The sequence below is a fragment of the Segatella copri DSM 18205 genome (assembly GCF_025151535.1).
GTDB classification, from domain to species: domain Bacteria; phylum Bacteroidota; class Bacteroidia; order Bacteroidales; family Bacteroidaceae; genus Prevotella; species Prevotella copri.
Genome location: NZ_CP102288.1, coordinates 2,873,518 through 2,899,651 on the forward strand (window position 1 = coordinate 2,873,518; position 26,134 = coordinate 2,899,651).

General features: G+C 43.7%; 20 protein-coding genes and 1 pseudogene. 13 read left to right on the top strand and 8 right to left on the bottom strand.

What is annotated here, in order from left to right; translation table 11 throughout:
- The first annotated feature begins 280 nt into the window (after positions 1 to 280).
- From NQ544_RS13930 to NQ544_RS12095, 4 genes and pseudogenes are all read left to right on the top strand, one after another.
- Complete coding sequence (locus NQ544_RS13930) at positions 281 to 1,675, top strand: leucine-rich repeat domain-containing protein (protein ID WP_082231267.1); 1,395 nt, start codon at positions 281 to 283, stop codon at positions 1,673 to 1,675.
- 312 nt (positions 1,676 to 1,987) lie between these two features.
- Positions 1,988 to 2,152 (top strand): annotated as a pseudogene (locus NQ544_RS12085) (ATP-binding protein); the annotation flags it as partial.
- A 108-nt stretch (positions 2,153 to 2,260) separates the two neighbouring features.
- A complete protein-coding gene (locus NQ544_RS12090) occupies positions 2,261 to 3,178 on the top strand; it encodes an IS982 family transposase (protein WP_006847996.1) in 918 nt (305 codons plus the stop codon).
- 53 nt (positions 3,179 to 3,231) lie between these two features.
- Entirely contained in the window at positions 3,232 to 4,404 is a 1,173-nt protein-coding gene (locus NQ544_RS12095; RefSeq protein ID WP_006848961.1) for an ATP-binding protein, read from the top strand.
- 163 nt (positions 4,405 to 4,567) lie between these two features.
- On the opposite strand, the gene NQ544_RS12100 is transcribed toward NQ544_RS12095, so the two are convergent.
- Positions 4,568 to 5,107: an LOG family protein gene (locus NQ544_RS12100; RefSeq protein WP_006848963.1), complete on the bottom strand. Its 540-nt coding sequence runs from the start codon at positions 5,105 to 5,107 to the stop codon at positions 4,568 to 4,570.
- 172 nt (positions 5,108 to 5,279) lie between these two features.
- Between NQ544_RS12100 and NQ544_RS12105 the strand changes: the two genes are divergently transcribed.
- The 3 genes from NQ544_RS12105 (at position 5,280) to NQ544_RS12115 (ending at position 8,743) form a co-directional block, all read left to right on the top strand.
- Positions 5,280 to 6,488 carry an alpha/beta hydrolase family protein gene (locus NQ544_RS12105; RefSeq protein ID WP_006848965.1) on the top strand — a complete coding sequence of 403 codons (1,209 nt, stop codon included), beginning with the start codon at positions 5,280 to 5,282 and terminating at the stop codon, positions 6,486 to 6,488.
- A 610-nt stretch (positions 6,489 to 7,098) separates the two neighbouring features.
- Positions 7,099 to 7,434: a hypothetical protein gene (locus NQ544_RS12110; RefSeq protein ID WP_006848967.1), complete on the top strand. Its 336-nt coding sequence runs from the start codon at positions 7,099 to 7,101 to the stop codon at positions 7,432 to 7,434.
- Positions 7,435 to 7,450: 16 nt separating this feature from the next.
- Positions 7,451 to 8,743: a leucine-rich repeat domain-containing protein gene (locus tag NQ544_RS12115; protein WP_006848968.1), complete on the top strand. Its 1,293-nt coding sequence runs from the start codon at positions 7,451 to 7,453 to the stop codon at positions 8,741 to 8,743.
- A 523-nt stretch (positions 8,744 to 9,266) separates the two neighbouring features.
- On the opposite strand, the gene NQ544_RS12120 is transcribed toward NQ544_RS12115, so the two are convergent.
- Positions 9,267 to 10,682, bottom strand: a complete 1,416-nt coding sequence (locus tag NQ544_RS12120) for an ATP-binding protein (protein WP_006848969.1) — start codon at positions 10,680 to 10,682, stop codon at positions 9,267 to 9,269.
- 319 nt (positions 10,683 to 11,001) lie between these two features.
- Positions 11,002 to 12,369: a DUF3843 family protein gene (locus NQ544_RS12125; RefSeq protein WP_006848970.1), complete on the bottom strand. Its 1,368-nt coding sequence runs from the start codon at positions 12,367 to 12,369 to the stop codon at positions 11,002 to 11,004.
- 239 nt (positions 12,370 to 12,608) lie between these two features.
- On the opposite strand from NQ544_RS12125, the gene NQ544_RS12130 reads away from it, so the two are divergent.
- Positions 12,609 to 14,582: a DEAD/DEAH box helicase gene (locus NQ544_RS12130; protein WP_006848971.1), complete on the top strand. Its 1,974-nt coding sequence runs from the start codon at positions 12,609 to 12,611 to the stop codon at positions 14,580 to 14,582.
- A 496-nt stretch (positions 14,583 to 15,078) separates the two neighbouring features.
- Entirely contained in the window at positions 15,079 to 15,897 is an 819-nt protein-coding gene (locus NQ544_RS12135; protein WP_006848972.1) for a hypothetical protein, read from the top strand.
- A 304-nt stretch (positions 15,898 to 16,201) separates the two neighbouring features.
- On the opposite strand, the gene NQ544_RS12140 is transcribed toward NQ544_RS12135, so the two are convergent.
- Genes NQ544_RS12140 through NQ544_RS12155 form a run of 4 tightly spaced genes read right to left on the bottom strand, consistent with a single transcriptional unit; the run spans position 16,202 to position 17,666 of the window.
- Positions 16,202 to 16,657, bottom strand: coding sequence for a transposase (locus NQ544_RS12140; RefSeq protein ID WP_260113656.1), 456 nt, complete (start codon positions 16,655 to 16,657; stop codon positions 16,202 to 16,204).
- A complete protein-coding gene (locus NQ544_RS12145; RefSeq protein WP_260113657.1) occupies positions 16,620 to 17,126 on the bottom strand; it encodes a transposase in 507 nt (168 codons plus the stop codon). Before NQ544_RS12145 ends, NQ544_RS12140 begins: the two co-directional genes overlap by 38 nt.
- On the bottom strand, positions 17,111 to 17,248 hold the full coding sequence (locus NQ544_RS12150; protein ID WP_260113658.1) for a hypothetical protein: 138 nt from the start codon (positions 17,246 to 17,248) through the stop codon (positions 17,111 to 17,113). Before NQ544_RS12150 ends, NQ544_RS12145 begins: the two co-directional genes overlap by 16 nt.
- Positions 17,226 to 17,666, bottom strand: coding sequence for an ISAon1 family transposase N-terminal region protein (locus tag NQ544_RS12155; protein WP_006848975.1), 441 nt, complete (start codon positions 17,664 to 17,666; stop codon positions 17,226 to 17,228). The genes NQ544_RS12150 and NQ544_RS12155 overlap by 23 nt, the downstream gene beginning before the upstream one ends.
- A gap of 145 nt (positions 17,667 to 17,811) precedes the next feature.
- Between NQ544_RS12155 and NQ544_RS12160 the strand changes: the two genes are divergently transcribed.
- The 4 genes from NQ544_RS12160 (at position 17,812) to NQ544_RS12175 (ending at position 23,821) form a co-directional block, all read left to right on the top strand.
- The gene (locus tag NQ544_RS12160; RefSeq protein WP_228023643.1) at positions 17,812 to 18,921 is read left to right on the top strand and encodes a transposase; all 1,110 of its coding nucleotides are present in this window, start codon (positions 17,812 to 17,814) and stop codon (positions 18,919 to 18,921) included.
- 29 nt (positions 18,922 to 18,950) lie between these two features.
- Positions 18,951 to 19,550 (top strand): hypothetical protein, encoded by a 600-nt coding sequence (locus tag NQ544_RS12165; protein WP_006849259.1) that lies wholly within the window; start codon positions 18,951 to 18,953, stop codon positions 19,548 to 19,550.
- A gap of 315 nt (positions 19,551 to 19,865) precedes the next feature.
- Entirely contained in the window at positions 19,866 to 21,038 is a 1,173-nt protein-coding gene (locus NQ544_RS12170) for an ATP-binding protein (protein ID WP_006849258.1), read from the top strand.
- 14 nt (positions 21,039 to 21,052) lie between these two features.
- The gene (locus NQ544_RS12175) at positions 21,053 to 23,821 is read left to right on the top strand and encodes a DUF8487 domain-containing protein (protein ID WP_006849257.1); all 2,769 of its coding nucleotides are present in this window, start codon (positions 21,053 to 21,055) and stop codon (positions 23,819 to 23,821) included.
- Between the two features lie 155 nt (positions 23,822 to 23,976).
- Here the strand turns inward: NQ544_RS12175 and NQ544_RS12180 are convergent, their stop codons facing one another.
- Positions 23,977 to 26,118, bottom strand: a complete 2,142-nt coding sequence (locus tag NQ544_RS12180) for a S46 family peptidase (protein ID WP_006849256.1) — start codon at positions 26,116 to 26,118, stop codon at positions 23,977 to 23,979.
- Between the last annotated feature and the right edge of the window lie 16 nt (positions 26,119 to 26,134).

A 26,134-nucleotide genomic window follows, 5' to 3' on the forward strand; every position in this document is an offset into this window, starting at 1 on the left:
TCTTTGATTCATGATACAGACAAAAATAAAATAGAGTTGAGCTTTCCTGAAACACCAAATACTCTGTGTTACAAGGGGAAGGAGGTTGTGGGCCGTTGCTTAAGCATTTGCGCAATAGCTTTGCTCATGCTTGTATTGAGCGTGAAGGTGACTATTATGTCATAAATTCACAGATGAATCCTAAATGTCAGATTTGTGGAAAAGTAAAAAGAAAAGATTTTAAGGATTTTGTTACAGCAATATTAGCAACAAAAGAATAATAATTTAAGAAAAGATATATATGAGAACATTTACATTAAAAGGTCTGTTTGTAACAGCAATATTTATGCTGTTGGGTTGCTTGGCAATCCATGCAGCTGATGGTGATTTGATAACAAAGCAAATCACTATCAAATTGGAAGAGGCAGGAACTTTGCCAAGTAAGATTGGGGATACAAAGAAATATAAGATTACCAATCTTAAGATTATGGGTGAGATTAATGGCACTGATCTTCGTTTCATACGCGAAATGGCGGGGTGTGACTATAAGGGAAAGGGCACTGAGGGAAAGTTGGCGACTTTGGATCTCTCAGAGGCTAAAATAGTGAAGGGAGGAGATTATTATTATAATTATTATGGTTGTTATACATTGGATGATGTCATCGGTAATCAAGCATTTGATGGTTGCAGCAGCTTGACCAGCCTCACCCTTCCTTCCAGTGTCACCTCGATAGGTAGTTCTGCTTTTTCTGGTTGCAGCGGCTTGACCAGCCTCACCCTTCCTTCCAGTGTTACTTCGATAGAATGGTCTGCTTTTTCTGGTTGCAGCGGCTTGACCAGCCTCACCCTTCCTTCCAGTGTCACCTCGATAGGTGGTTCTGCTTTTTCTGGTTGCAGCGGCTTGACCAGCCTCACACTTCCTTCCAGTGTCACCTCGATAGGTGAGTCTGCTTTTTCTGGTTGCAGCGGCTTGACTAGCCTCACCCTTCCTTCCAGTGTCACCTCGATAGGTAGTTCTGCTTTTTCTGGTTGCAGCGGCTTGACCAGCCTCACCCTTCCTTCCAGTGTCACCAAGATAGGTTGGTATGCTTTTAGAGGCTGCAGCGGCTTGACCAGCCTCTCCCTTCCTTCCAGTGTCACCGAGATAGGTTGGTATGCTTTTTATGGCTGTAGCGGCTTGACCAGCCTCACTCTTCCTTCCAGTGTCTCCTCGATAGGTAGTTTTGCTTTTTCTGGTTGCAGCGGCTTGACCAGCCTCACCCTTCCTTCCAGTGTCACCTCGATAGGTGAGTCTGCTTTTTCTGGTTGCAGCGGCTTGACCAGCCTCACCCTTCCTTCCAGTGTATCCTCGATAGGTGAGTCTGCTTTTTCTGGTTGCAGCGGCTTGTCCAGCATATATGTAAATTGGGAATCTCCTTTATCAATTGATGCTTCTACTTTTGAGGATGCAAATACGGGAAAATGCATCTTGTATGTTCCAAAAGGGACTTATGATGATTATTGGATTTCAAATTGGGGTATATTTGAAAATATCGTAGAGTATGATCCAACTGGCATCGATCATATTACGACATCTGGCGAAGCTAAGGAAATCTCTCGCTATGCAGCAGATGGTCAGCGATTGGAGGTGCCTGCCAAGGGCTTGAATATCGTGAAGTATAGTGATGGCTGTGTGAAGAAAGTTGTTGTTCAATAGCATTGTTTATAGATGCAATATAATATTTTTGGGGTTCGCTACTACTCAAGCATTGTGGGTAAGTTGCTTATTGGAGAATTCTTATTGGAGAATTCTTATTGGAGATAATAGATAAGATTTTAGAATGATCAAGAGCGGAAGAACAACTGGGGTTAACAGAGTTAACAGTTAACAGTTGTTTTTCCGCTCTTTCTTTGTTTAAATACCTTTAAATATTTCGTGTAAATTACGATAAAACTTGGTGAAGTCGTGTAAAAAGTGTACTTTTGCTGCAAAAATATGTGTCTTGACACGAAAATTTTCAGTGAAATGATGTATTTTGAGCGCAAGGAATATCTAGATAAGCTTATCTCTGCCGAAGGCAATGGGATGATAAAGATTATCACTGGCATCCGCCGATGTGGTAAATCTTTTCTTCTTTTCAACATCTTTTGCAAGCATTTGCTTGAAAGAGGTGTTGCGGAAGACCATATCATACCTCAGTTCGGGATAAGAAATAGTGCCTAAAAAAGTTGGTAATCTCCGATATTTTTTGTATCTTTGTAGTTGAAATCCAATTAGTTACAAACATAAAAAGATATCATTATGGAGATTACCAAGGACAAAGTTACAGAATTATTTTGTATTATTGATGAATTTTACAAAGTTTTTGATGCTGAAAATGCAGGAAAATTGCTTTTGAGTGAAGATGGAGTAAAGCGCAGACGACGTAAAGCCTCTTTATCTGATAGTGAAATCATGACGATTTTGCTGTATTTCCATTTCGGCTCATTCCGAAACTTCAAGCATTATTACCTATTCTTTATTAGAGGAACATTGAAGTCATATTTTCCAAATGCAGTGTCTTATAACCGTTTTGTAGAACTTGAAAGTCGCGTATTCTTCCCTCTCATGTTCTTCCTGAATCTCCGTGCTTTTGGCAGATGTACAGGTATAACCTTTGTTGATTCAACCATGATACCAATATGCCACAATCTCAGGCGTTATGCCAACAAAGTGTTCAAAGGCATTGCCACAGACGGAAAGGGAACAATGGGATGGTGTCATGGGTTCAAGCTACATCTGGCTTGTAATGATAGAGGTGAGATAATTGCTTTTGTTCTCACTGGTGCAAACGTTAGCGACAAAGATCCAGCGGTATTCGATGTATTGGCTAAACGTCTGTATGGCAAGCTGTTTGCAGATAAAGGCTATATCTCGCAAAAACTCTTCGATTCGCTTTTTGAGGAAGGCATCCAGTTGGTTACAGGACTGAGAGTGAACATGAAGAACAAACTAATGCCGTTCTATGACAAGATGATGCTACGCAAAAGATACATCATTGAAACGATTAATGACCTGTTGAAAAATACGGCTCAGATAGTACATTCACGTCATAGGTCTGTTTCGAATTTCATCATAAATATTATTTCTGCATTAGGGGCATACTGTTTCTTTGACAACAAGCCCAAGGCACTTACTGGATACGTTATCGAAGATACGAAACAGCTGAGTCTTTTCTAACATTGCATATTTTACAGGAGGATTTTGTCTCAGCAACCATCCAAGATATATAGATGGTTGCCAAGCCTCTGTGTCCCTTATATAAAAACATTATAAAGCCTTTAGATAGAGCTCGTTATCCCGAACTGAGGTATATCATACAAGTAAATCTTGAAGACCGTAGAAACAAGAAACTCCGTGACCCGGATGCACTCTTAGAGTATATTGATGCTCAGATGGTTGACAAGGAGAAGTATTACATTCTTCTTGATGAGGTTCAGATGGTAAAGGAGTTTGAGGATGTGCTCAATTCTTATCTCCATGTAGAGAATGCTGAGGTGTACGTAACTGGTTCCAATGCCCGGTTCTTGTCAAAGGATGTAATCACAGAGTTCAGAGGGCGAGGATGGGAAATCCGAATCCATCCGCTGAGTTTTTCTGAATACTACGAGGTTGTGGGAGGAGAGATGCGTCAAGCCCTGGAAATCTATTATCTTTATGGTGGATTGCCTGCTGTGGTGCAGATGGAAAGTCCTGAAGCCAAGCAAAACTATCTTCGAGAGATTTATGAGACCGTTTATCTGAAAGATGTATTGGACCGAAATCGCTTGAAGAATCCAGAGGGAATGAAAGAGCTGGTACGGCTCCTTGCATCTACGATAGGTTCTTGTACCAATGTCTTGAAAATCTCCAATACGTTTAAATCGGCTGGTGGAATAGAGATAAGTGGCAATACTATCAGCAAGTATTTGGAATACCTGCAGGATTCCTTCATCATCAGCGAGGCTTTGCGCTATGATGTGAAAGGTCGCAAGTACATAGGTGCTGGTACCAAGTATTACTTCGAGGACTTAGGTATTCGAAATGCCGTGCTTGATTTCCGACAGATAGAATACACTCATATTATGGAGAATGTTATCTATAACGAGCTTCGCAAACAAGGCTATGGTGTGGATGTCGGTGTAGTGGAGAGTTTCAAGCGGGATGAGAATGGCAAGCTGCAGCGTAGGAACCTTGAGATAGATTTCGTGGTGAACCGTCATGATGAACGCCTCTATATCCAGTCTGCTTATGCCTTGCCTGATAAGGAGAAGGAAGATCAGGAGCAGGCTTCTCTTTTGAATGTAAACGATGGCTTTCGCAAACTGATAATCGTAGGGGATAGGTATCGTTCGGGTTATAATGAAGAAGGCATTCTGATTATGAGTCTCTCCGATTTCCTTTTGGGGAAAGAAAATAAGGGATAGATGGTCTTGAAGAAAATATCAAAGGCGGAAGAACAACTGGGGTTAACAGAGTTAACAGTTAACAGTTGTTTTTCCGCCCTTTCTTTTGTTTCTGAGTATTTCGTTTATAGGTTTCTATTCCTTCCTTAATATCAAAAATGTACAAGTTTGCCGAAAAATCATATTAATGGGAATTTTCAACTATCGCCTTTAACTCTTCCAGGTTATCCGCTACTTCTATCACATCTCGCCAAGTGCCACGAATCATCCTTTTCTCTGCCATATCGTCCAAAAGGGCGATGGTGGAGTTCCAGAAGCCTTTCATGTTGTAGAGAATCACCATCTTGTGATGGTAGCCGATGGTGTGGGCGGCAGCGATGGTGAAGATTTCATCCAGGGTGCCGACGCCGCCAGGAAGGGCTACGAAGATGTCGCTCTGGGCAAGCATCAGGTCCTTGCGGTCGCTGAGATTATCACACGGAATCTCGATGTCGAGGTCTGGGAAGGTTCTGCCTCCTCGCTCTACAAGCGTAGGAACCACACCGATGGTTCTGCCGCCATTCGTCTTCACTGCCTTGCCGATGCAATCCATCAGACCGGAGTTGCAGCCGCCGAAAACCAGGTCGTGGCCGTTCTCAGCCATCCACTTTCCCATCTCTTCAGTCAATGTGAAGAAGTCGGGGTCGATATTCTTATTTGCTGAACAAAAAACTGCTATTTTCATATTGCTTTATCTTCTATTTGATGATGTTTTATCTGTTGTTATGAATGTTTTATCCGTTATTTATAAATGTTTTAGGCAAAGGTACGCAAAAATATCGAGATTATTGGGCTCTTTTTGCGGATAATTTCTTAATTTTGCAAACAATAACTAATCTTATAAACAAGACAAGAGAATGAAAAGGATTATTACATATAGTATCATCGCATTGTTGCAGGCGTCGGTGGCGTTTGCTCAGACCTCTCCGAAGCCGAAGCTTCAGAAGCGGGAGAAGTATGAATGGCAGGGAGAGATTCCTACCTATGTAGAAACGCTGAAGAAGGAACTGATCTATCCGATGGCTTGGGGAAACAGTCCGATTAAGAATTTCAAGAAGTGGAAGAAGGCGGCAAGGGCGAAGGTGTTTGAATGTATGATGACGCCTCCGAAAGCGGCTGCGGCTTGGGATATGGAAGTGCTCGGTGAGGAACAGAGAGACGGATATAAGGCGCAGAAAATCGCCTTTAATATCAACGCCTATTCCCGTATTACGGCTTATCTCCTGATTCCGGATGGCAAGGGACCATTCCCAACAGTCAATGCGCTTCATGATCATGGTGCCCATCTCTTTATCGGAAAGGAGAAGATGATTCGCCCTTTCTTTACTCCGGAAGAAAAAGATTCCCCTACGAAGCAGGCGCTCTGCCAGGAGATTCTGGATGATGCGGATGCGTGGGCAAAGCAACTTTACGATAATCAGTACGTGGGCGATTATCTGGCGAAACATGGCTACGTGGTCTTTTCGGCAGATGCTCCGATGTGGGGAGAACGGGGACGAAAGGAGGGCGTGGATAGAAACAAATACGACCTGATAGCCGGCAACATGATGATGCTGGGTAGAGACCTCTCTGCCTTCATGACTTACGATGATATTTCCAGCACCGAGTTCCTGGCTTCGCTGCCGATGGTAGATGCGAAGCGTATCGGATGCGTGGGCTGTTCGATGGGAGCCTATCGCTCGTGGATGCTCTCTGCATTATCGGATAGAATCAAGGCGGGTGCTTCCATCTGCTGGATGATAACTACGGACGCTCAGCTTACCCGGAGATTCGGAAGAAAGGAGAATGGCGGCTTTGCGAATTGCATTCCGGGTCTTCGCCAGTATCTCGACTATCCTCACATCGCCTCTCTCGCCTGTCCGAAGCCGATGCTTTTCATCAATGGCACAAAAGATAAGCTCTTCCCTGTACCTGGTGTAAAAGATGCTTTCGCCGAAATGCACAAGGTTTGGAAGAGTCAGGGCGCAGATAATCTACTGGATACGGAGCTTTGGGAAATCCCTCATTCCTGCGGCTTGAAGGCACAGGAGAAAATGCTGGAGTTTCTGGATAAGAATTTGAAATAAGAAATAAATAAAGAGCGGAAGAGCAGCTGGGGTTAACAGAGTTAACAGTTAACAGCTGATTTTCCGCTCTTCCTACGCTATAGTCTATTTTTATGTCTGTTGTGTGCCCTCACACAGCAGAATTTTTATGTTCTTGAAAAATATTGATCGGAAATGATGCAACTTTCCGATTATTTTCATTACCTTTGCACACAGATACCCGTTCGCTCACGCCGAATTGAGGCTTTTCTTCCTTTTAAGAGGGTAGATGGCTGAGACGAGGACTTGGGAGGGGAGAGGTATCATACATAATATTAAAGTGCGTTTACTATGCGCTTAGTTCTTGACGAACTGAAACCTGGCAGTTTCTAACTCATGTCAAAGACTATGCAACGGTAGATGCTCTCGGGATGTGTATATTCACATCTCTGTACTGATGTGGCACCCTACGCAAGTAGGGTGTCCAATTCGGTATAGGGATAAGTGTATCATATCGGCGTGGGCTTCGAAGTTGTTCGTTTCGACATGATGGGCTTGCCAGGGCCTCAGTTCGTGAAGCGAGCAACGGGCAAGTTCACGCTTTCTTTTTGTTGTGTAGTTAACAGATTGTTTCACATTAAAAAGTACGATTATGGTACGACCAAAGTTATCATTTGAAGTTAAAGCGGATAAAATGAAAGCGATAGCTGACTATGTCCGTACACATGTTTCTTCAATTTCATTCTTGGGGAATGCGAAAGGATTAAAGGTAAAGAGTGCAATTTTAGAACCGGGAACTATCCAACTACCTTCTGAGACCGACTCACATTGGAATGTAAGTGGTCATATTAAATTGGGTATTGAAAAGGAGGATGGAGTTCTGGAAAACAACTTCTTTTTTACCTGCGATTGTGAATTAAACAAAGGTGATGAAGGAGAGCCAATAGTAACTGGACTAACAAGAATTCAAGTAGGAGAAAGAATATAAACTTAAAAATTGAGATATGAGAAATTTTACTTTTAAACGACAACTTTTGTTTGTCATGTTTATGTTATTGGGTTGTCTTTCAATCCAAGCTGCTAATGATGGCTTGATTACCAAACAAATAACAATCAAGTTGGATGAGGCTGGTACTTTACCTGATAGGATTAGTGAAAGCAAGAAGAATCTGATTACTAACTTGAAGATTGTTGGTGAAGTTAATGGTACGGATTGGAAATTTATCCGTGAGATGGCTGGTCGTGATTATGATATGAATATAACCGACGGAAAACTATCTATATTAGATTTGTCTGATGCTAAAATTGTAGAAGGTGGATCTGATTACTGGGAAGGCAGTTATACCTCTAATGATAATTTGGGAGATCATGCTTTTTATGGATGCAATGGTTTGACTAGCTTGACCATCCCTTCCAGTGTTACTTCGATAGGCATTTGCGCTTTTGAAGGTTGCAGTGGATTGACTAGCTTGACCATCCCTTCCAGTGTTACTTCGATAGGTTATAAAGTTTTTAGTGGTTGCAGTGGTTTGACTAGCTTGACCATCCCTTCCAGTGTTACTTCGATAGGCTCGGATGCTTTTTATGGTTGCAGTGGTTTGACTAGCTTGACCATCCCTTCCAGTGTTACTTCGATAGGCTCGGATGCTTTTTATGGTTGCAGTGGTTTGACTAGCTTGACCATCCCTTCCAGTGTTACTTCGATAGGCTCGGATGCTTTTTATGGTTGCAGTGGTTTGACTAGCTTGACTATCCCTTCCAGTGTTACTTATATAGGTAAATCAGCTTTTGAAGGTTGCAGTGGCTTGACAAATCTATATTATATAATAGATGATGAATTTGAAACTTATTTGTCGAAAGGTCATCCTTATATAGACGTAAAATGTGGAATTGAGTATTATCTGAATGATAAGAAAATAACATCAGTAGTAATACCTTCAACTATTACAGAGATGGGAAAATATGCCTTTCAGAATTGTAGAGATTTGACCTCTGTTTATGTTAGTTGGCAATTCCCTATTTCAACTGGTTCTGCTTTCTATGGAGTAGATATAAGTAAATGTACTCTATATGTTCCACAAGGAACAGAACAAGACTATTGGCTTTCTCCTGGATGGGGCGATTTTGGAAAGATAGTAGAGTTCGATGCAACTGGCATTGATAAGGTTACAACCTCTACCGATGCCAAGGAACTCTCTCGCTATTCTGTAAATGGTCAGCGATTGTCTGCTCCAGCCAAGGGCTTGAACATCGTGAAGTATAGTGATGGTAGTGTGAAGAAAGTTGCTGTTCAATAGTTTCGGCTAACGAACGCAATATAATGATAGATTCAAGTAATTTTGTAGATGAGTAAATTAATTAAAAATTTTAGCAAGTATGTGGAGTACCATGTTTTTGTTATTTGTGATTTGTTGTGTACGCGTGCACATCAACGTCAATCTTTAAGCGAAAGTTTGCCTTTCCCTCTTTGGATATTCTAGAACACTCAGAGAGGAAAGAATTATTAGATCAATCATCATTGGGAGTGAAGCCTGCTAACTCCCTCTTATCAGATTAGTAGGTAAAGAATTCTTTTGGGCACGAGTAATCGTGCCCTTTTTGATTTCTAATCTGTCTTATATCTTAACTTTTTGCCTTTAAATCCCCCAAAAGTATGTTTTTTTTCGAGATTTGGGGATTTTGACGACAAATATTGTATCTTTGCACTGCTTATTTAACGCACATTAATTTAACGGCTGTTACATTATGAAGTTTTTCTTCTCTTATTCACAGCAAGCAAGTTTTAATCATAACCTTAACTAACCATAGTTTAGATAAGCATCAATGATGCAGTAAACTTGCCACTTCATCTGGCAATATCACCTTGCAAGGCTGAGGACCAGGTAGGGGCTTTTCTCTTAGGAAAAGGAGGTATATTACATTCTTTCCCTGGGCAAATGGGGCGAGAGCCACCTTTCTCTTCAGCTTTTCCAAGAGCCGGTCGGCATAATCAGGGGCTGTCCATTTACATTCTCCTACAAGTATTGTGTTCTTGTCAAAGAGGTCTTCTGCAACAACATCAAATTCAAGTTCTTCGTTGCCGACAGGGGTTCTCTTTCCTTCTTCAAAGATAGGAACCTTTCCCCACCAGCGTGAGGCTTCACCCCATGTGTGACCTTCTATGTTGTTACCGCTGACAGCCAACTGACACAGTCTTTCCCAAACTTCGGCAACATGACCGTTGAAACCGTCATTGATGAATTTCTTTGCAATGTTGCCACGCCCCAAGGCAATCATAGACTTGTTTGGTTCGATGAATCTGTAGTAGAAAGCCATGAAGGGGTCATCTATCCGATAAAGAATCTTCTTTGTCTTCTGCGGATTTTCGCCAAATGGTACTTCCTTTCTGAGGAAAGCCATTTCAGTCAGAATTTTTATAGGTTTGGCAAGCTCTGCCGTAGTCTTGCCAAGAGCATCAGAAATGCTGGAATACTTCTGCTTTCCACTACCCACCGCAAGCATGATTGACGAATAGGGTGCGATATCTGATACCTCATCCCTAAACAGACGTGCAGGCTCGTCATAGAGATTTCCCATATCGTCTAATATCAGTTCTTGAATGGCTTCATCCAAAGATCCGAATCTTTCTCGTTGACTCCAGTACTGGGGCACTCCACCCCATATAGAGTACTCTTCTACAAGTTCCTTGGCTGAGGTGTTGATGATTTCTTGCCACCAAGGCAGCTTGACAGGACGCAGGATGAAAATACGGTCGGCTCTGCCATAAAGAGGTTCTGAACCTTGTAAGAGTCCGTGCATCATTCTCTGTGAAGAGCCGCAGATGATGATGTTGCAGCGCAATTCATTTACTCCGGTAATACGCCTATCGAGGATTCGTTGTAGAGTAGAAGGTAAGGCAGAATCTTTCTGAACTAGATATGGGAACTCGTCCAAGACAAGTGTTGCGTTTTCTTTGCAACGGTAGTTGAAAGCCATGATGATGTCTTCCCAAGAAGAATACACAGGGCTGTCGAAGCCCGGATATTCCGTGCCTATGGTGCGTGCCAACAGACTTAGCTGGGTAGTTTTCTCGCTTAGGTTGGCTTCAAAGTAAATGTCTCCATTTTTCAACACTCTTCTGATGAGAGTTGATTTTCCAAGTCGCCTTCGTCCGTATATCACGATGAAGTTTGACGCTTTAGACTTCAAAGCTGTCTGTAAAACAGCTTGTTCCCTGATTCTATCTACGAATTTCATAATTAGTGATTTTAGAATTACTAACTGCGAAATTACTAAAAAATAATGAAGAGATTGTACTTTGTTACATATTTATATGGAAAATTACGTATATTTAATAATTGCTGCAAGTTGATAGCTCTTTAATAATTGTTTGAAGACATCAAAAGAATGTCTGTCAACATTTATAATAAAAAAGAGCGGAAGAACAGCTTGGGGTTAACAGAGTTAACAGCTGATTTTCCGCTCTTTCTTCTATAAATCTGTAAAAGTCCACTACGCTAACCCCTTAAAAAATGGAGTTAGCGTAGTGAACTTTTTGAGTATGCTGAATGCATCTTTACCACAATTCCTTAGGCGACAGGTCTTTATCCTTTCTGCCCATCAAGTAGTAATCGGCAAGGAACTGGAGGTTTGCCTGCGTAATCTTCAAGCCCTCTTCCTTTACATACTGGCTTGTAAAGATGTTTGCGTCAGGAATCAGGTTGTTTTCTATCAGTTTGCAGACAATTTCGTAAGGGAATGGGAGACCATTGCCGCTGATAATGCCAAAGCTGTCGGTCTCTGCACGATCCTGTACATAGTATGGGTTCTCAGGCGATGCGATGCAATGAGCCAGACCGAAACTGATGTTGATGCCTGTATATGGACTTCCGCTTAAGATGATGCCTTTCTCGTATTTCTGAGGGAATCGGATGTCCTTTGGCAACTCGAATTCAATCTCCTTGAGAAATTCCTTCAGCGTCTTCACATCTTCCAGGAAGATGAACTTGTCTTCGTATCCCTTCGCCTTGAGCAGATTGTAGTCGTGAATCGCCTTCTCATGATCCACCTTTTCATATTGCTCTGTAGCCTTCTTCCTGAACTCCTCATCCTCCCAGAGCTTGTGGGTAGGCATGTTCCTGCAAATCTTGCAGAGCCATTCGTAAGAAGTGAGCGCCAGGAGATTGTTTCTGCCGGCGATGGTCATTTCCATCTGCACAGAATAAGCGAGCGGTTCGGTGAGACCCTGAGGCGAGTTTGCCATCTGCTGGAGGGTAAACTGCAGGCGCTTCTGGTTGCCTACGTTGAAATAGCAGCCATAATGGAACCACGCCAAGGTGTCGCGACGGTGAATCTCATCCAACTCCTTGTTTTTCTCGATTTCCTCTTCGGTCGTTTCAGCTTTGCCCTCTATCTCTGGCATTTCGCTGAGATAAGTCAGAAGACGCTCGTTTTCCGGAGCCGTTTCATACTCTCTGTCGAGAATGTTGTAGGCAAGTTTGGCAGCCAGTTCCAGGGTTCCGAAGAGGAAAGGAACGGCTTCCTGTACGAAACTGCTCTGCTGGTAATGGTGCCAGAGCAGGAACTTGACATCAGCGATGTTGATTTCCTCAGGGTCGTAAGCCGGGTCATCTTCGTTGAGCGTACTCTTGATGAATTCGCTTTCTTTCTCATAGAAAGGAATGTAGGTGCCGTAGCGCTGCTTGCATTCTTCCGTGAAAGTCTTCCAGATGCCTGTGCCCGAAATCACATCTTCGAAATAACCGGCAATGCTGAGTGCCAGCTGCTTGGCTTCATCCATATTCTTGAAGTTATGGGTGTAGCACGCCTCGTCAAGAGCGTGGTATATTTCGTTGGCGAGTTCTGTATAATACAGATCTGTTTCGTCTGCTTTTTCGTATGGATGCAAAGCAATCCATTCTTGGGTGAAAATAATTTTTTTCATATATTTCAAGTTTTCTTGGTTATCTGTTTGTTGTAACTTTCATGCAAAGGTAATAAAATATTGCAGAAATCTGCAAGAAACTCACATTTTTTTCGTATCTTTGCACCCGAATTTAGGCAATCTTAATAAATGCGTGGGATTGCCGCAAGCGTTTCGGAAGGATTTTGCACCCTAATTCATGGCTGGGAGGGTGAATTCGGCCTTCCATTTAGATTATAATGAATTAAGGTTAAAAAGATTTGAAGACATTTGAAGAATTAGGCGTGAGCGAGGAGATTCGCCGTGCTATTGAAGAGCTTGGATTTGAGAATCCAATGCCAGTTCAGGAAGAAGTTATCCCATATTTGCTTGGTAATAAGAACGACGTGATTGCGTTGGCGCAGACCGGTACGGGTAAGACTGCATCTTACGGTATTCCGGTAATCCAGAAAACTGATGCCAGCAGCAAGCAGACACAGGCTGTCATCCTCAGTCCTACACGTGAGCTCTGCCTCCAGATAGCAGACGATTTGAACAGCTTTGCCAAGTACATTGACGGTTTGCATATTGCCGCAGTTTATGGCGGTACCGACATCGGAAGCCAGATTCGCACCCTGAAGCATGGTGTGCAGATTATCGTGGCTACCCCTGGTCGTCTGCTCGATTTGATTAATCGTGGCGTGGCTCAGTTGGAGAACGTAAACAACGTGGTGCTTGATGAGGCTGACGAGATGCTGAACATGGGCTTCTCTGAGAGCATCAATGCCATCTTCGAGAACGTTCCGGAAGATAGAAACACTCTGCTCTTCTCGGCTACCATGAGCAAGGACATCGAGAAGATCGCCCTCAACTACCTGCACGACCACAAGGAAATCGTAGTGGGTTCGCGCAACGAGGGTGCTGAGCATGTAAACCATATCTACTATCTGGTAAATGCCAAGGACAAGTATCTCGCCCTGAAGCGCGTGGTGGATTTCTATCCACGCATCTTTGCGATTATCTTCTGCCGCACCAAGCTGGAGACTCAGGATATTGCAGATAAGCTGATTAAGGATGGTTATAATGCAGAGGCGCTGCACGGCGACTTGAGTCAGCAGCAGCGTGACCTCACCATGCAGAAGTTCCGCAACCATACCGTTCAGTTCCTGGTGGCTACCGATGTGGCTGCCCGTGGTCTGGACGTAGATGATCTGACTCACGTTATCAACTATGGTTTGCCTGATGATGTGGCAAGCTACACCCACCGAAGCGGTCGTACCGGTCGTGCCGGAAAGAAGGGAACATCCATCTCTATCATCCATACCAGAGAGAAGTTCAAGGTTCGCCAGATTGAGAAGCAGATTGGTAAGGAGTTCGTGGACGGCGTATTGCCTACCCCAGAGGAAATCTGCAAGAAGCAGCTCTTCAAGACGATGGACGACATCATGAAGACCGATGTGGACGAGGATCAGATTGAACCATACATGGCAGAAATCAACCGCCAGTTTGAGTACATCGATAAGGAGGACATCATCAAGAAGATGGTAACCATCACCTTCGGTAAGTTCCTCGATTACTACAAGAACGCTCCTGAGATTATCAAGCCTGAAACAGGCAAAGGCTCCCGTGGTGGCGAAGGTCGTGGAAGCCGTGGCGAGGGCCGTGGCAAGGTTTCTAATGGTCGCAGGAAGCATGAGACTGAGGCTGGTTTCAAGAGACTGTTCATCAACCTGGGTAAGGCGGATGGTTTCTATCCGGGCGAAATCATGCAGTATCTGAACAAGCACGTGAAGGGTCGTCAGGAGGTGGGTCACATCGACCTGCTGAGTAAGTTTGCCTACATCGAGGTGCCTGAGGAGGATGCGAAGCGCGTGATGAAGGCTTTGAACGGTACTGAGTATAAGGGCAGAACCGTGAGATGTAACGATGCTGATGAGGAAGGTCATGGCAGAGCAGCCCGTGGCGGACGCAGTTCTGAGGGCAGAGGCGGCCGTGGTTCAGAAAGAGGCGGACGCAGCTCGGAAGGTCGTGGTCGCAGAGGTTCTTCTGATGATGCAAGAGACTCTCGTGATGCTCGTGGAAAGGGAGGACGTGGAAGCCGTGGTGAATCTCGTGGCGGCAGAAAGTCTCGCTCTCAGGAGGATACAGGCGATTGGCGCCAGTTCTTCCAGAACAACGACAACGTGAAGCTCAAGGGTGAGGAGCCAAACTTCGAGGAAGAAGGTTGGGCTCGTCGCAGACCTAAAAAGAAGTAGTTTAGGCAGCGATTTTAATAAGATGAAAGTCTGCATCAAATGGGATAATTCTCCCAGTTTGATGCAGGCTTTTGCTATTTTATAATGTATGCCTAATACCACACATGTAGACGATATAGCCAGTTGGTGCACTCAGTGATAGTACACATTTTAGCTAACATTCCAAGTTTTTTTCATGAAATTCTAAACTTTTCTACAAAAGTTATTGTGTTTTCAAATATCTTTTGTATCTTTGAGGCGGATTTGGTGAAAATCATCTCCAGACATGTTAGAAATTAATAAGAAGCGTTATGCTTATCTTGTGAATTGGAAACCTAGGAAATTTCTCAAACGCACAAGGGTGGCATAGTGGTTCTCACGCATAGCGTGGGCTGCTATTACACATTCGTGCGTTAAGGTTTTCCTAGGACCTCCAATTCAGAACGTGGCATAGTCAGTACCACGCTTCACGTTTAATTAGAGGTTTAAGGACTGTAAACCTATAAGTGTGTGAATTATGAAAATAGTATTCTTATTTTTCTGTTTTTGTTGCGTTGTCCAACTAAGTTCAGCTCAATATGTTCAAAAACGAACTCCAGTTAGAAGTAATCTTGATGCTTTTGGACAAGCATTGAATGGTATCGATGAACAAGCTGATGTTGCAATGTCTTATAGAAGTGGCATAGAGAAATATTATAGTGAATTGATTACAAAAAATGAACTTTCTTCCGATGCTTTAGGAAAATTGAAAAAAATGAAGGATGAAAGTCTAAAACGTATAGATGACAATGCGGAGTATGGCGATTATTCTAGAGCAACAGAAACTGCTGAATACGAGTTCAGAACAGTGATAGTAGCAATGTCAGACGTAGCAAAGAAAGATATAGAAGAACAAAACGACTATATACGTAGAGAGCAATTACGTATATATAGTTATACTCATCCATTTGACAACATGACTTATGCAAAATATTCAAGAGTTATACAAAATCCGACATATGAAACTTTATGCAATGTACAAATAACCAAAATTGCCTTATCTCCTCAGGAAACTCGCATAGAATGTAAAGTTAATAATAGAATCGATAATGGTTATGTAGGTTGGGTAAGTATTGATCCTTGTACATATATTTATATTCCGGATAGAAAACAAAAACTGAAAATGTGTGATGCGATAAACATTGCAGTTGCGCCATTGAAAACGGAATTCCATTTCCAAGAAGAGGAGTTAGTGTTTGCGTTAATTTTTCCTGCTTTACCTTCAAATGTCAGAACGTTTTCAATTATAGAATCTGTAGATAGCAATTGGAAGTTTCAGAATATTAGGATTAAGTAGGGATTGTAAAATGTCTATTGTTATTAAATATTACGATTATGAAACAATACTGCGTTAAATTAATATTTAATCGTCTGTAAATCAATAACTTATATTAAGAAATGCTTATAAAAACTTAACTATAAAAAGTTGGTCAAGTCGCTGATTTTCAGTAACTTTGCAAATCACGACAAACGCAAAATTATATGAATACAGGACTTGACCAATATATGGATATCTTTAAAGATGCAGTTGAAGATTCGGTTGCAAAGTTAACAAAAAGTTGGCTCAGGTGCGGAAGTCCGTGGATAGCCCAGCAGGCATGTTAACCGAAGATCATCATACGGTACATGAAGAAAGTCAAGTCTGCTACTCCTCTCACCTGCGCCCGAAATCCCTTCATCTTTGAGTTGAGAGATTCTGCAGAAGCATTGGTTGAACGATTGTTGAAGTAATTCAATACATACTCCTCCTTCTCCTTTATAGTGTCACGTACTGCGATTAGCTCTCTGATGTGGCTTCTGCCTATATTCTTGTACCACGCATGTAATGCCTTCTTGGCCTTCTTGCGGCTCTGCTTCTTCTTGAAGATGTTTCTCAATGCGCAGACCAAACCATAGCCGGTCTTGATTCGGTTATCCAGTTCGAAGAGAATCTTCATGCCTTTCTTCTGCCAGTCCGTCCAGTCATTGCCGCTCTTGAGCAGAGGGTAGCGTACATGAGTCAACAGTTCCACCTTAGTCTCACCATTGGCAAGTATCTCCTCGCTGAAACTTCTCATTCTTGCGCTTTCGCGGCCTTCCAAGGGTTTTGCCGTTCTTGCTCTTCTTTGGTTTGTGGTTCTTCGCATAGTATGCCCTCGCCTTGCGTCTTGCCTGCACAAGTTTCTTGAACTTGCTTTCCTGCATATTCCTCTCCGTGACGGCAGCACGCTTGAGTTTCATGCGCATCTCCTCAAGACCTTTGCCTGCAAGCTGCATGATATGAAAGCAGTCTATGACAATCTCCGCATTGGGGAATACCTGCTTGATGATGCCCATCATGCTGTCGGAGAAATCCATCGTGACTTCCTTCACTGCAAGACGTTTCTCTTCCGGTATAGCCATGAGTCGCATTGCCACTTCTGCAATGGTAGTCCCCTTGACAGCTGCGATGAGCGTACCACGCTTACCATGGCCTTCCTTGTTGGAGAGGAATGTAAAGAGGTCATTGTGCAGCATACTCTCATCTATGCTTAGGTGCGTGCCCATATTCGGGCGAAGAGCACCCACTCTGCGGCATGATCCTTCCGGTCCCAGTCTTCAAAGTCACTCAGGTGCTCCTTGTAGACACGGTTCAGGTACTTACCGTCAGTCCGGAAGAATCGCGCCACGCATTGGGCCGTCACTGGGTAGGTATCCAACCATTTCTTTTAAAAAAGCAGCGAACTCAATTGAGTAGCTGGTGCCGTCTGCAATAAGTGCAGGAGTATCTAACAGTTGGTTCTTCCCATCCTCCGTAAGCCATCTGCGACGGCGCACATGAAGGGCAACCTTGTGCTCACGCACAGGGAAGTCATTGAACACCCGGGGCTCAGTAAAGCCATTCGGCTTCAAATCATGCCACATATCATCGCGCAGGTCACGTTCGTCAAGATAGATATGAAGAATGCGGATTTCCGTATTCGTCTCATCGTATAGACCAGTGCACTCTTCATCGACATTGGTAACTTCAAAGGTGTCAAGCATCCCTTTTGGAAGCATGTAGCGTACGAGTATCTCGTAGTCAAATTGGGTAGTCTTCTTTGCCATGATGCAAAGGTACTACTTTTTATTGGAAAACATGTACCGTGCGATGATAATCTTTTGGTTTACATGTCTGCTGGGCTATCCACGGACTTCCGCACCTGAGCCAAAAAGTTTCGAGAAAATACTCATCGAGGTGATAATTTTGTTCATGGTAATACCAAGAAAGATAAATTTCACCCAAATGGGGAGGTATGGCTCGCATGTTGAGCAAACCTATCGCAACGCATTCGGCTTAAAAAAGTCGAAAAGCATTGACTGGCTCAAACTTAATGTCTCACTTGCCAAGCGCTTCTTTGGTAAACAGGGAAGATGGGCTATTGCCATTGATCCCAGCTACATCAGCAAAGCTGGCAAGAAGACTCCACATATCGGTCGTTTTTGGTCGGGATGTGCACAGTCTGTTAAACATGGTCTCGAAATCATGGGTATTGGCCTCATTGATATTGATGCCAAAGACTGCATGATGTTAAAAGCACACCAGTCGCTAAGTAATAAAGAACTGAGTCTTAGAAACAAGACTATGGTAGATTTCTATATCAGCGTCATTAAGCGTTACCGCAAGGAACTTCTCAAACTCTCAACCCTCATAGTTGCAGATGCTTACTTCTCTACAAGTACATTTGTTAATGGGATAAAGAAAGAAGGGTTCTCTTTGATAAGCCGCTTTCGTGACAATGCTTGTCTCTTTTATGTCTATGCTGGTCCACGTACTGGAAAACGTGGTCGCCCCAAGACCAAGGATGGCAAGATTGATATGAAGAATCTTGACCTCACTCGAATGGAGAAGATGGAGATGAAAGATATAGAAGGAACAGCTTATACTTTGATAGCCTATTCCAAGGCACTCAGGTGTAAAGTTAGACTTGTCATCTGGCAGATGCCGAATGGCAAGAAGAAACTATTCTTCTCTACAGACCCCTCACTTTCGGGTGAAGAGGTACTTCTTTATTATAGAACCAGGTTCCATATCGAATTTTGCTTTCGTGACGCCAAAGGCTATACTGGTCTTATGGACTGCCAGGCTCGCGATAAGTGGAAACTCGATTTTGCTTTCAATGCTTCGTTCACATCACTAAATGTTGCCAAGGTAACTATGAAGGAGATGGGAATGGAATATTCTATGTCTTCATTCAAGTCACTAATGACCAATATTTATCTGGTGAAACGAATTTTTAAAGCAAGTGGGTACACCCCGAACCGAACTTTAATTAGCAAGATTTTCAAAGATCTCTCGTGCTTACAGCGTATAGCTGCTTAGCACATTATTGAATTATTAACGAACTATTGATGAAAAATAAAGTGTTTATTTTGATTTGTCTATTGGTAGGAATTGCTTTTAATTCTTGTAACTGTAATAAAACGACTTCTAGTAAAGAACAATTAGATACTGTATGGAATGAAAAAGTGCAGGATACCTTCTATGGGCTAGTTTTGGGCAATACAATTCCACTTGCTGTCATAGTGAAAACACTAGAAAATCAAGGCTTTTATTATCAAAGGCAATATAGTTCTGAAGAGAATTTATGCTTCAGAGCACAGCAAAGTCGATATTTTACATTTGGTGGTTTAACTTGGGAAATGTTGAATATTGAAAGACATGGTGATGTTCTTAACAGTGTTTGTTTTATGAATAGTAGTATTGATAAAGCCTCTTCCTTAGGCATTTATAATAATATAAAGGCTGCTGTAGAGGCAAAGTATTCTCCATCAACTATTATAACAACCGACACTACAGTTTATGCACGGACTTATTATTTGGGTAGAAATAGGGTTTGTGCTACACTTTCTTGTTTTAGGTATGAAACTATTGGAAGGAAAATTATGATAGGAACGAGTTTGGTCTATTGGACAAAAAAAGGAAAGAAAGCATCTAACGATGAGCTGTAAAGGTAAGTATTGCGTGGGACTTTTGGCTCTATTGCTATGTTTTATCATTGGTGCAGTTTACAGCTGATCAATGAAGCACTTTGTCCAAAACAAGGATGTCATGAAATATTATGATACAAAAAGGGCTCAACACCTTCGTCTGCATTGCAACTTGTGGCGTGATTATAGAGTGCATTAAGACATGGCAATGTATGCTTAGATAATTAGAAATTCATGTTTTGCGGTAAAAATACAGCAATTTCTTTGGTAAATTGCGGTATTTTTACCGCAATTTTTGTATATTTGCAGCCGTAAACATCAAATAAGGCAAGAAATATGGAATTATTGAAGCAACTTTCAGACAATCTTATCAAGCGTACCGATACTCGATACCTACGATATATGTATCATCAGATTCCTTGGTCGAATCGGATGACGGCTCTTGTCGGACCTCGTGGAGTCGGCAAGACAACACTTCTTTTGCAGTATATCAAATTGAATCTTCAGATGAAAGACACACTCTACGTGAGTGCGGAATCCATCTATTTCGCTAATCATACTCTCTTTGAAACAGCAATGAAGTTTAGCCAACTTGGAGGCAAGCATCTTTTTATCGATGAAATACATAAATATAAGGGATGGGCTACAGAACTTAAAATGATATACGATAATCTGCCAACTCTGCAAGTGATATTTACCGGTTCTTCTGTGCTTGATATTTATAAAGGTACAGCAGATTTAAGTCGACGAGTACTGGTCTTTACGATGCAAGGTTTGTCTTTTCGCGAATACATCGGTATGGAAAAGGGCCTAGATATTCCTGTTTCTACATTGGAACAAATCGTAAATAATGAAGTCGTTTTGCCGGAGGAGATTGAGCATCCGTTGGCATTGTTTAATGAATATCTGCGCAAGGGCTACTATCCTTTTTCTAAGGATGAGGGCTATAGGATGCGACTGAATCAAGTGGTGAGTATGACTTTGGAGACGGATATTCCACAATATGCCAATTATACGGTGATGGTGTCCAGAAAATTGAAGGAACTGATGCAGGTAATAGCTGATAGTGTGCCTTTCAAGCCAAACATGAGTACCATTGCTACAACTATCAAGGTGGATCGCAATAATCTGCCCGATTACTTCGAACTGATGGAGCGTGCAGGTTTGATAGCCCAGCTTCACGAGTCCACAGGAGGTGTGCGTGGTTTGGGCAAGGTAGAAAAGGTGTATCTTGATAATACCAACCTCTCCTTTGCTCTCTCTTCTTCGGTACCTGATATTGGCAATCAACGAGAGACTTTCTTTTTTAATCAGATGCGTGTGAATCATGCTGTCTTCAATTCTCCAATCTCTGATTTCCAGATAGAAGACAAGACATTTGAAATTGGTGGTAAAAAGAAAGGTCAGAAGCAGATTTCTGAGGCTAAAGAGGGATATGTTGTGAAGGATGATATAGAGGCTGGTATGGGCAATATTATTCCTCTTTGGACTTTTGGTATGAACTATTAGACAATTATACGTAAATGAAGAAATCTATTCTTATCGCTTGTCTGGGACTGGTAAGTCTGGGCTTGCAAGCACAGAGCATTTCGCTCGCTGGTGAATGGAATGTGGAGTTGGGAAAGAGCGGTAGTGCTTTTGCCAAGAGTAAGCGTGTCTTGCAGGGTGAGGTGAAGCGTGCCATTCTTCCCGGTACCATCGATACGAACCGTCTGGGATTCGCTCCGAAAGATACGATGGAAACAACGCATCTTACGAGACTCTATGCCTATAAAGGAGCTGCAAGATATTCCAGAACCATCAATATCCCGAAGGACTGGAAGAAGAAGCCGGTAGAACTCTTCCTGGAGCGTACCCGACCGACATGGGTGTATGTGGATGGAGAACTGGTGGATTCCTGTAACTTCATCTCTACTCCCCAGCGCTATCTTCTGCCAAAGAAGGTGAAGCCGGGCAAGCATCTCCTGGAAATCGTGGTGGATAATGGAAGAGGTGTGCCTGATCAGGTTTACGGCTCCAGCCATGCTTATACGGAAGATACGCAGACCAACTGGAATGGAATTATCGGAAGGATAGAACTCCAGCTAGCCAGCTCTGTAGAGAGCAAATCTGCAGAAACTCTAACAGGAGCAATCCCTAGCCGTTCTGTAGCTTCTCCTTCCGCCCTTCAGATGCCTGATTTCGCCAAGGATTTTCATATCAAGGGCGCTCACTTTTACGCCAATGGTCATAGGATATTCCTCCGTGGCAAGCACGATGCGGCTGTATGGCCGCTGACGGGACATGTGGAAATGAGCGTGGAAGGCTGGATGAAGTATCTCGGAACCTGCAAGAAGTATGGAATCAACCATGTGCGCTTTCATTCCTGGTGCCCACCGGAGGCGGCTTTCGTGGCAGCGGACAACCTGGGAATCTATCTCCAGCCGGAACTTCCTTTCTGGGGGGCTTTTGATAAGAAGGATGAAAGGCTGATGGCGTTCCTGCATCAGGAAGGCGAGAACATCCTCAGAGAATACGGTCATCATCCTTCTTTCAGAATGATGGCGCTGGGTAATGAACTCTGGGGCGACATCGACAAGATGAAGGAGTTTGTGGATGATTTCCGCAAGATTGCGCCAGATAAATACTATACCTTCGGAAGCAATTACTATCTCGGTTATCAGGGAATAAAAGAAGGAATGGATTACTTCACCACTTGCCGCATCGGAGGCGAGGGATGGGGCAAATACAATACTCATACCCGTGGTTCCTTCTCGTTTGCCGATGCCTACGATGGAGGAATGATCAATCATTTCCATCCTAATTCAACGATGAATTTTGATGAGGCTTGCGATAAGGCAGGAATCCCAATCATCTCTCACGAAACAGGCCAGTTTCAGACCTATCCTGACTATTGGGAAATAAAGAAATACATCGGAGTGCTTCATCCTTATAACTTTGAAGTATTCCGCCGCAGGCTGGCTGCTGCCGGAATGCTCTCGCAGGCAGATGATTTCCACAAGGCTTCGGGCTTATGGAGCGTGAAACTCTATAAAGCCGATATAGAGATGGATTTGAGAACCCGGAATATGGCGGGCTTCCAACTGCTAGATATTCAAGATTATCCCGGTCAGGGAAGTGCTTTCGTAGGCATCCTGGATGCGTTTATGGAGAGTAAGGGAATCACTACGCCCGAGGAATGGCGTCAGTGGTGTTCGCCTGTGGTTCCTCTGCTGGAAATGAAGAAGTTCTGCTTCGAGGATGGCGAGAAGATTCAGGCTAAGGTAAAGGTAGCCAATTATGGCGGTTCTTCGCTGAAGGGCAAGAAACTGAAATGGCATCTGGCTGCCGAGAACGGATTGTTCTGTATGGATGATGGAACTTTCAGCACCAAGGATGGTGAAGTGAGAAAGAATGTGAGTGACTTGATGGCTGAGGATGAGGGAGTATTGAACATCTTTTCATACGATGAAGGTTTGGTGGATGTCGGTGAACTGAATGGTGTTTTTCACGTGCAGAAACCTACCAAGCTGCTTCTTACATTAAACATTGAAGGAACAGAGGCGAGAAACTCCTACGAACTTTGGGTTTATCCGAAGAAGGCTTTGGAAAAGAAGGGCGTTATCATAGCCAAGGATTTGAATCAGGAAGTGGTGAAAGTCTTGGAAAAGGGCGGAAAGGTGCTTTGGATGCCTACGGCTTCCAGTCATTTCGTGGCTGCCGATGATAAGGCTTTGCAGTCAGATAATTCGGTTTTGCAGTCAGATAATTCGGTTTCGCAGTCAGATAATGCCACACCTTATACCGTGGGTGGACTCTTCCAGACTGATTACTGGAACTATCGCATGTTCAAGACCATCTGCGAGAACAATAAGAAGAAGGTTTCTCCAGGAACTCTGGGCATTCTGACGAACCCAGAGCATCCGATATTCAAGGGCTTCCCAACGGAGATGCACACCAACTGGCAATGGTTCCCGGTAATCAAGGAATCGCATCCGTTGGTGCTTGACAACTTCGCCAAGGATTATCGCCCGATTGTTCAGGTGATCGATAATATCGAGCGGAATCATAAGTTGGGTTTGGTGATGGAATGGAAGGTGGGAGCCGGAAAGTTCCTCGTCTGCATGAGCGATTTGGAGAAGGCTGCCAAATACCCGGAAGGCAAGGCTTTCTATCAGAGTGTACTTGATTACATGCGCTCTGCCGATTTCAATCCATCTGCAGAAATAACGGTGGATGAATTGAAGAAGAAACTTGCCGAGAAGCCTAGTCAGGTTTCATTGAAGGAGCTGAATAATATCTCGCAATATTAGTTGCGAACCTATACGAAAAAACAAGAGCGGAAAGCCAGGAGTTAACAGGTTAACAGTTAACAGCTGATTTTCCGCTCTTTTTTTATATCATCCTGAGACTAATCTTTAGCCCAGGATAAACCATTCTATCATCTCTGTTGATTCAGAGATAGGATTTACTTCGCATTGATCTCCTTCAAGAGGCGGTCTGCGTGTCCCCACTTATCCATCAGGTAGAGCACGTAGCGAATATCCACACCAATGCAGCGAGCCAGGCGCTTGTCGAAGTTGATGTCAGAGCTGAGGCTGTCCCAGTTGCCATCGAAGGCAAGACCAATCAACTCACCCTTGCCGTTGAACATAGGGCTACCAGAGTTACCACCGGTAATATCGTTGTTGGTGAGGAAGCAGAGCTGCATCTTGCCAGTCGTCTTATCCTGATACTTGCCGAAATCCTTCTCAGAGAGAAGCTCGTGCATGATAGGCTCAGCGTAGTAATCGATAACCTTATCGCCCTTCTTCATCTTCTCAACGAGGCTCTCGGCTGTGGTGTAGTAGCCAGATGGCTTACCACCGAGGTCGAAACCGCCTACCTGACCGTAGCTCAATCGCATGGTGAAGTTGGCGTCGCTGTAGTGAGGCATGTCCTCCTCCATACGGAGCTTGGCAGCACAGAGATACTTCTCCTGCTCGGCGATGCTATCGTTGATGCTGCCCATCTGAGCTGCGAAATCTGCAAATACATCGTTCAAATCCATACCGAAGCTTACGCCTGGATCCTTCTCATATCCCTTCTTATTGAAATAGAGCTTGGCGCCCTTCTTCATGATGAGCGACTTCTCCCAGAGATAATCCACATACTTGGCGTAGTCGCCGCTAAACTCAGCGTCGATGGTCTTGTAGAACTTAGGCAACCACTTGCTGTCTACGTGCTCCTTGTAGTTCTTCAAGAGGGTAGCGAGCACTTCCTTATCGAGCGCCATATCCCATTCTGCAGAGTTATCTTCAAACTCATGATACTGCTTCTTCTTGTTCTTCTCTGGACCCTTTACCTCCATGTTGGTCTGGAGCTTGATGGCACGGGTAGAGAACTCGATATTGCTTCTTCTTGTGAAAGATTCAGCGAAGTTGGTCCAGGCGTACTTCACGTCTGCGCTCTCCTTGTAGAGCTTGGCGAGCTTATCGAAATCTACCTTGTGGGCAAGATCGTTGGCTGCCTTGGCTGTATCCTGCCAAGCACGGAGACGGGTTTCGTACTCACGCTTCAGATTCACGATGCCGATAGAATCGATACACTTGTTCATACCGATGGCATTCTTCCAGTAGTTGGAGCTCTGGGCGTACTTGCTGTCATACTTGATGCGGACAGCCTCGTCGGCACGCATGTGCTTCTGCATCACCTCCTGCTTTACGCCACGAACCTGGGCACGAGGCGCATTCTCTGCATCGCGCATGGTCTGGATTCCGTAGCTTGAAAGATAGCGCTCTGTGCTGCCTGGGTAACCCATGGTCATTGCGTAGTCGCCATCCTTGTAACCCTGGAGAGAAACCTGAGCCCAACGCTTAGGATGATAAGGCACATTGTCCTTGCTGTAGGCAGCAGGACCGTTGGTCTTAGGGTCGGCATAGATGCGGAATACAGAGAAGTCGCAGGTCTGGCGAGGCCACATCCAGTTGTCTGTATCGCCACCAAACTTACCCATAGACTTTGGTACGGTGAAAACCAGACGCAGGTCGGTGAAGTCGCGATAAGTAGTAGCGTACCACTTGTTGCCCTCGTAGAAAGGTTGAACGGTGATATGGAGGGTAGAATCGTTCTTCTTAGCCTCTTTGGTCATCTCGTTCTCCAGAGAATCGATGAGTTCATCGCGCTTCTTGTTGTCGAGTTTCTCGTATCCGAGGCTCATCACCTTATCGGTTACATCCTTCTGGTCAACCATAAAGCTGACGAACATATTCTCGTTAGGCAATTCCTCTGCGTAAGATTTTGCAAAGAAACCGTTGAGCATATAGTCGTGCTCCACGGTAGAGTGGCTTCTGATAGCCTCGAAACCGCAATGGTGGTTGGTAAATACCAGACCGTCTGGGGAAACGACTACGCCTGAGCAATAGCCAGAGAAGTTAACCACAGCATTCTTCAAGGCGTTCTCGCCGTTGTAGAGCTGGTCGTAAGTCATACTGAAGCCTTCGCGCTGCATCATCTCATATACAGCGTTAGGCAAGTTGTAAATCGTCCACATTCCCTCGTCAGCGTGAGCGGTATTGATTCCGCAGAACGCCATGATAGAGGCGATAAGGACCGTTGCTTTTTTCTTCATTACTTGTTTTTGTTTT

What these genes read in the sequence shown, in the direction of transcription:
- NQ544_RS12100 (WP_006848963.1), bottom strand. Translation starts at nt 5,107, where the DNA reads ATGAAAATAGCAGTTTTTTGTTCAGCAAATAAGAATATCGACCCCGAC.
- NQ544_RS13930 (WP_082231267.1), top strand. Translation starts at nt 281, where the DNA reads ATGAGAACATTTACATTAAAAGGTCTGTTTGTAACAGCAATATTTATG.
- NQ544_RS12180 (WP_006849256.1), bottom strand. Translation starts at nt 26,118, where the DNA reads ATGAAGAAAAAAGCAACGGTCCTTATCGCCTCTATCATGGCGTTCTGC.
- NQ544_RS12165 (WP_006849259.1), top strand. Translation starts at nt 18,951, where the DNA reads ATGAAAAATAAAGTGTTTATTTTGATTTGTCTATTGGTAGGAATTGCT.
- NQ544_RS12155 (WP_006848975.1), bottom strand. Translation starts at nt 17,666, where the DNA reads ATGGCAAAGAAGACTACCCAATTTGACTACGAGATACTCGTACGCTAC.
- NQ544_RS12140 (WP_260113656.1), bottom strand. Translation starts at nt 16,657, where the DNA reads ATGAGAAGTTTCAGCGAGGAGATACTTGCCAATGGTGAGACTAAGGTG.
- NQ544_RS12125 (WP_006848970.1), bottom strand. Translation starts at nt 12,369, where the DNA reads ATGAAAAAAATTATTTTCACCCAAGAATGGATTGCTTTGCATCCATAC.
- NQ544_RS12110 (WP_006848967.1), top strand. Translation starts at nt 7,099, where the DNA reads ATGGTACGACCAAAGTTATCATTTGAAGTTAAAGCGGATAAAATGAAA.
- NQ544_RS12115 (WP_006848968.1), top strand. Translation starts at nt 7,451, where the DNA reads ATGAGAAATTTTACTTTTAAACGACAACTTTTGTTTGTCATGTTTATG.
- NQ544_RS12175 (WP_006849257.1), top strand. Translation starts at nt 21,053, where the DNA reads ATGAAGAAATCTATTCTTATCGCTTGTCTGGGACTGGTAAGTCTGGGC.
- NQ544_RS12095 (WP_006848961.1), top strand. Translation starts at nt 3,232, where the DNA reads ATGGTTGCCAAGCCTCTGTGTCCCTTATATAAAAACATTATAAAGCCT.
- NQ544_RS12170 (WP_006849258.1), top strand. Translation starts at nt 19,866, where the DNA reads ATGGAATTATTGAAGCAACTTTCAGACAATCTTATCAAGCGTACCGAT.
- NQ544_RS12105 (WP_006848965.1), top strand. Translation starts at nt 5,280, where the DNA reads ATGAAAAGGATTATTACATATAGTATCATCGCATTGTTGCAGGCGTCG.
- NQ544_RS12120 (WP_006848969.1), bottom strand. Translation starts at nt 10,682, where the DNA reads ATGAAATTCGTAGATAGAATCAGGGAACAAGCTGTTTTACAGACAGCT.
- NQ544_RS12160 (WP_228023643.1), top strand. Translation starts at nt 17,812, where the DNA reads ATGGTAATACCAAGAAAGATAAATTTCACCCAAATGGGGAGGTATGGC.
- NQ544_RS12145 (WP_260113657.1), bottom strand. Translation starts at nt 17,126, where the DNA reads ATGGGCACGCACCTAAGCATAGATGAGAGTATGCTGCACAATGACCTC.
- NQ544_RS12135 (WP_006848972.1), top strand. Translation starts at nt 15,079, where the DNA reads ATGAAAATAGTATTCTTATTTTTCTGTTTTTGTTGCGTTGTCCAACTA.
- NQ544_RS12090 (WP_006847996.1), top strand. Translation starts at nt 2,261, where the DNA reads ATGGAGATTACCAAGGACAAAGTTACAGAATTATTTTGTATTATTGAT.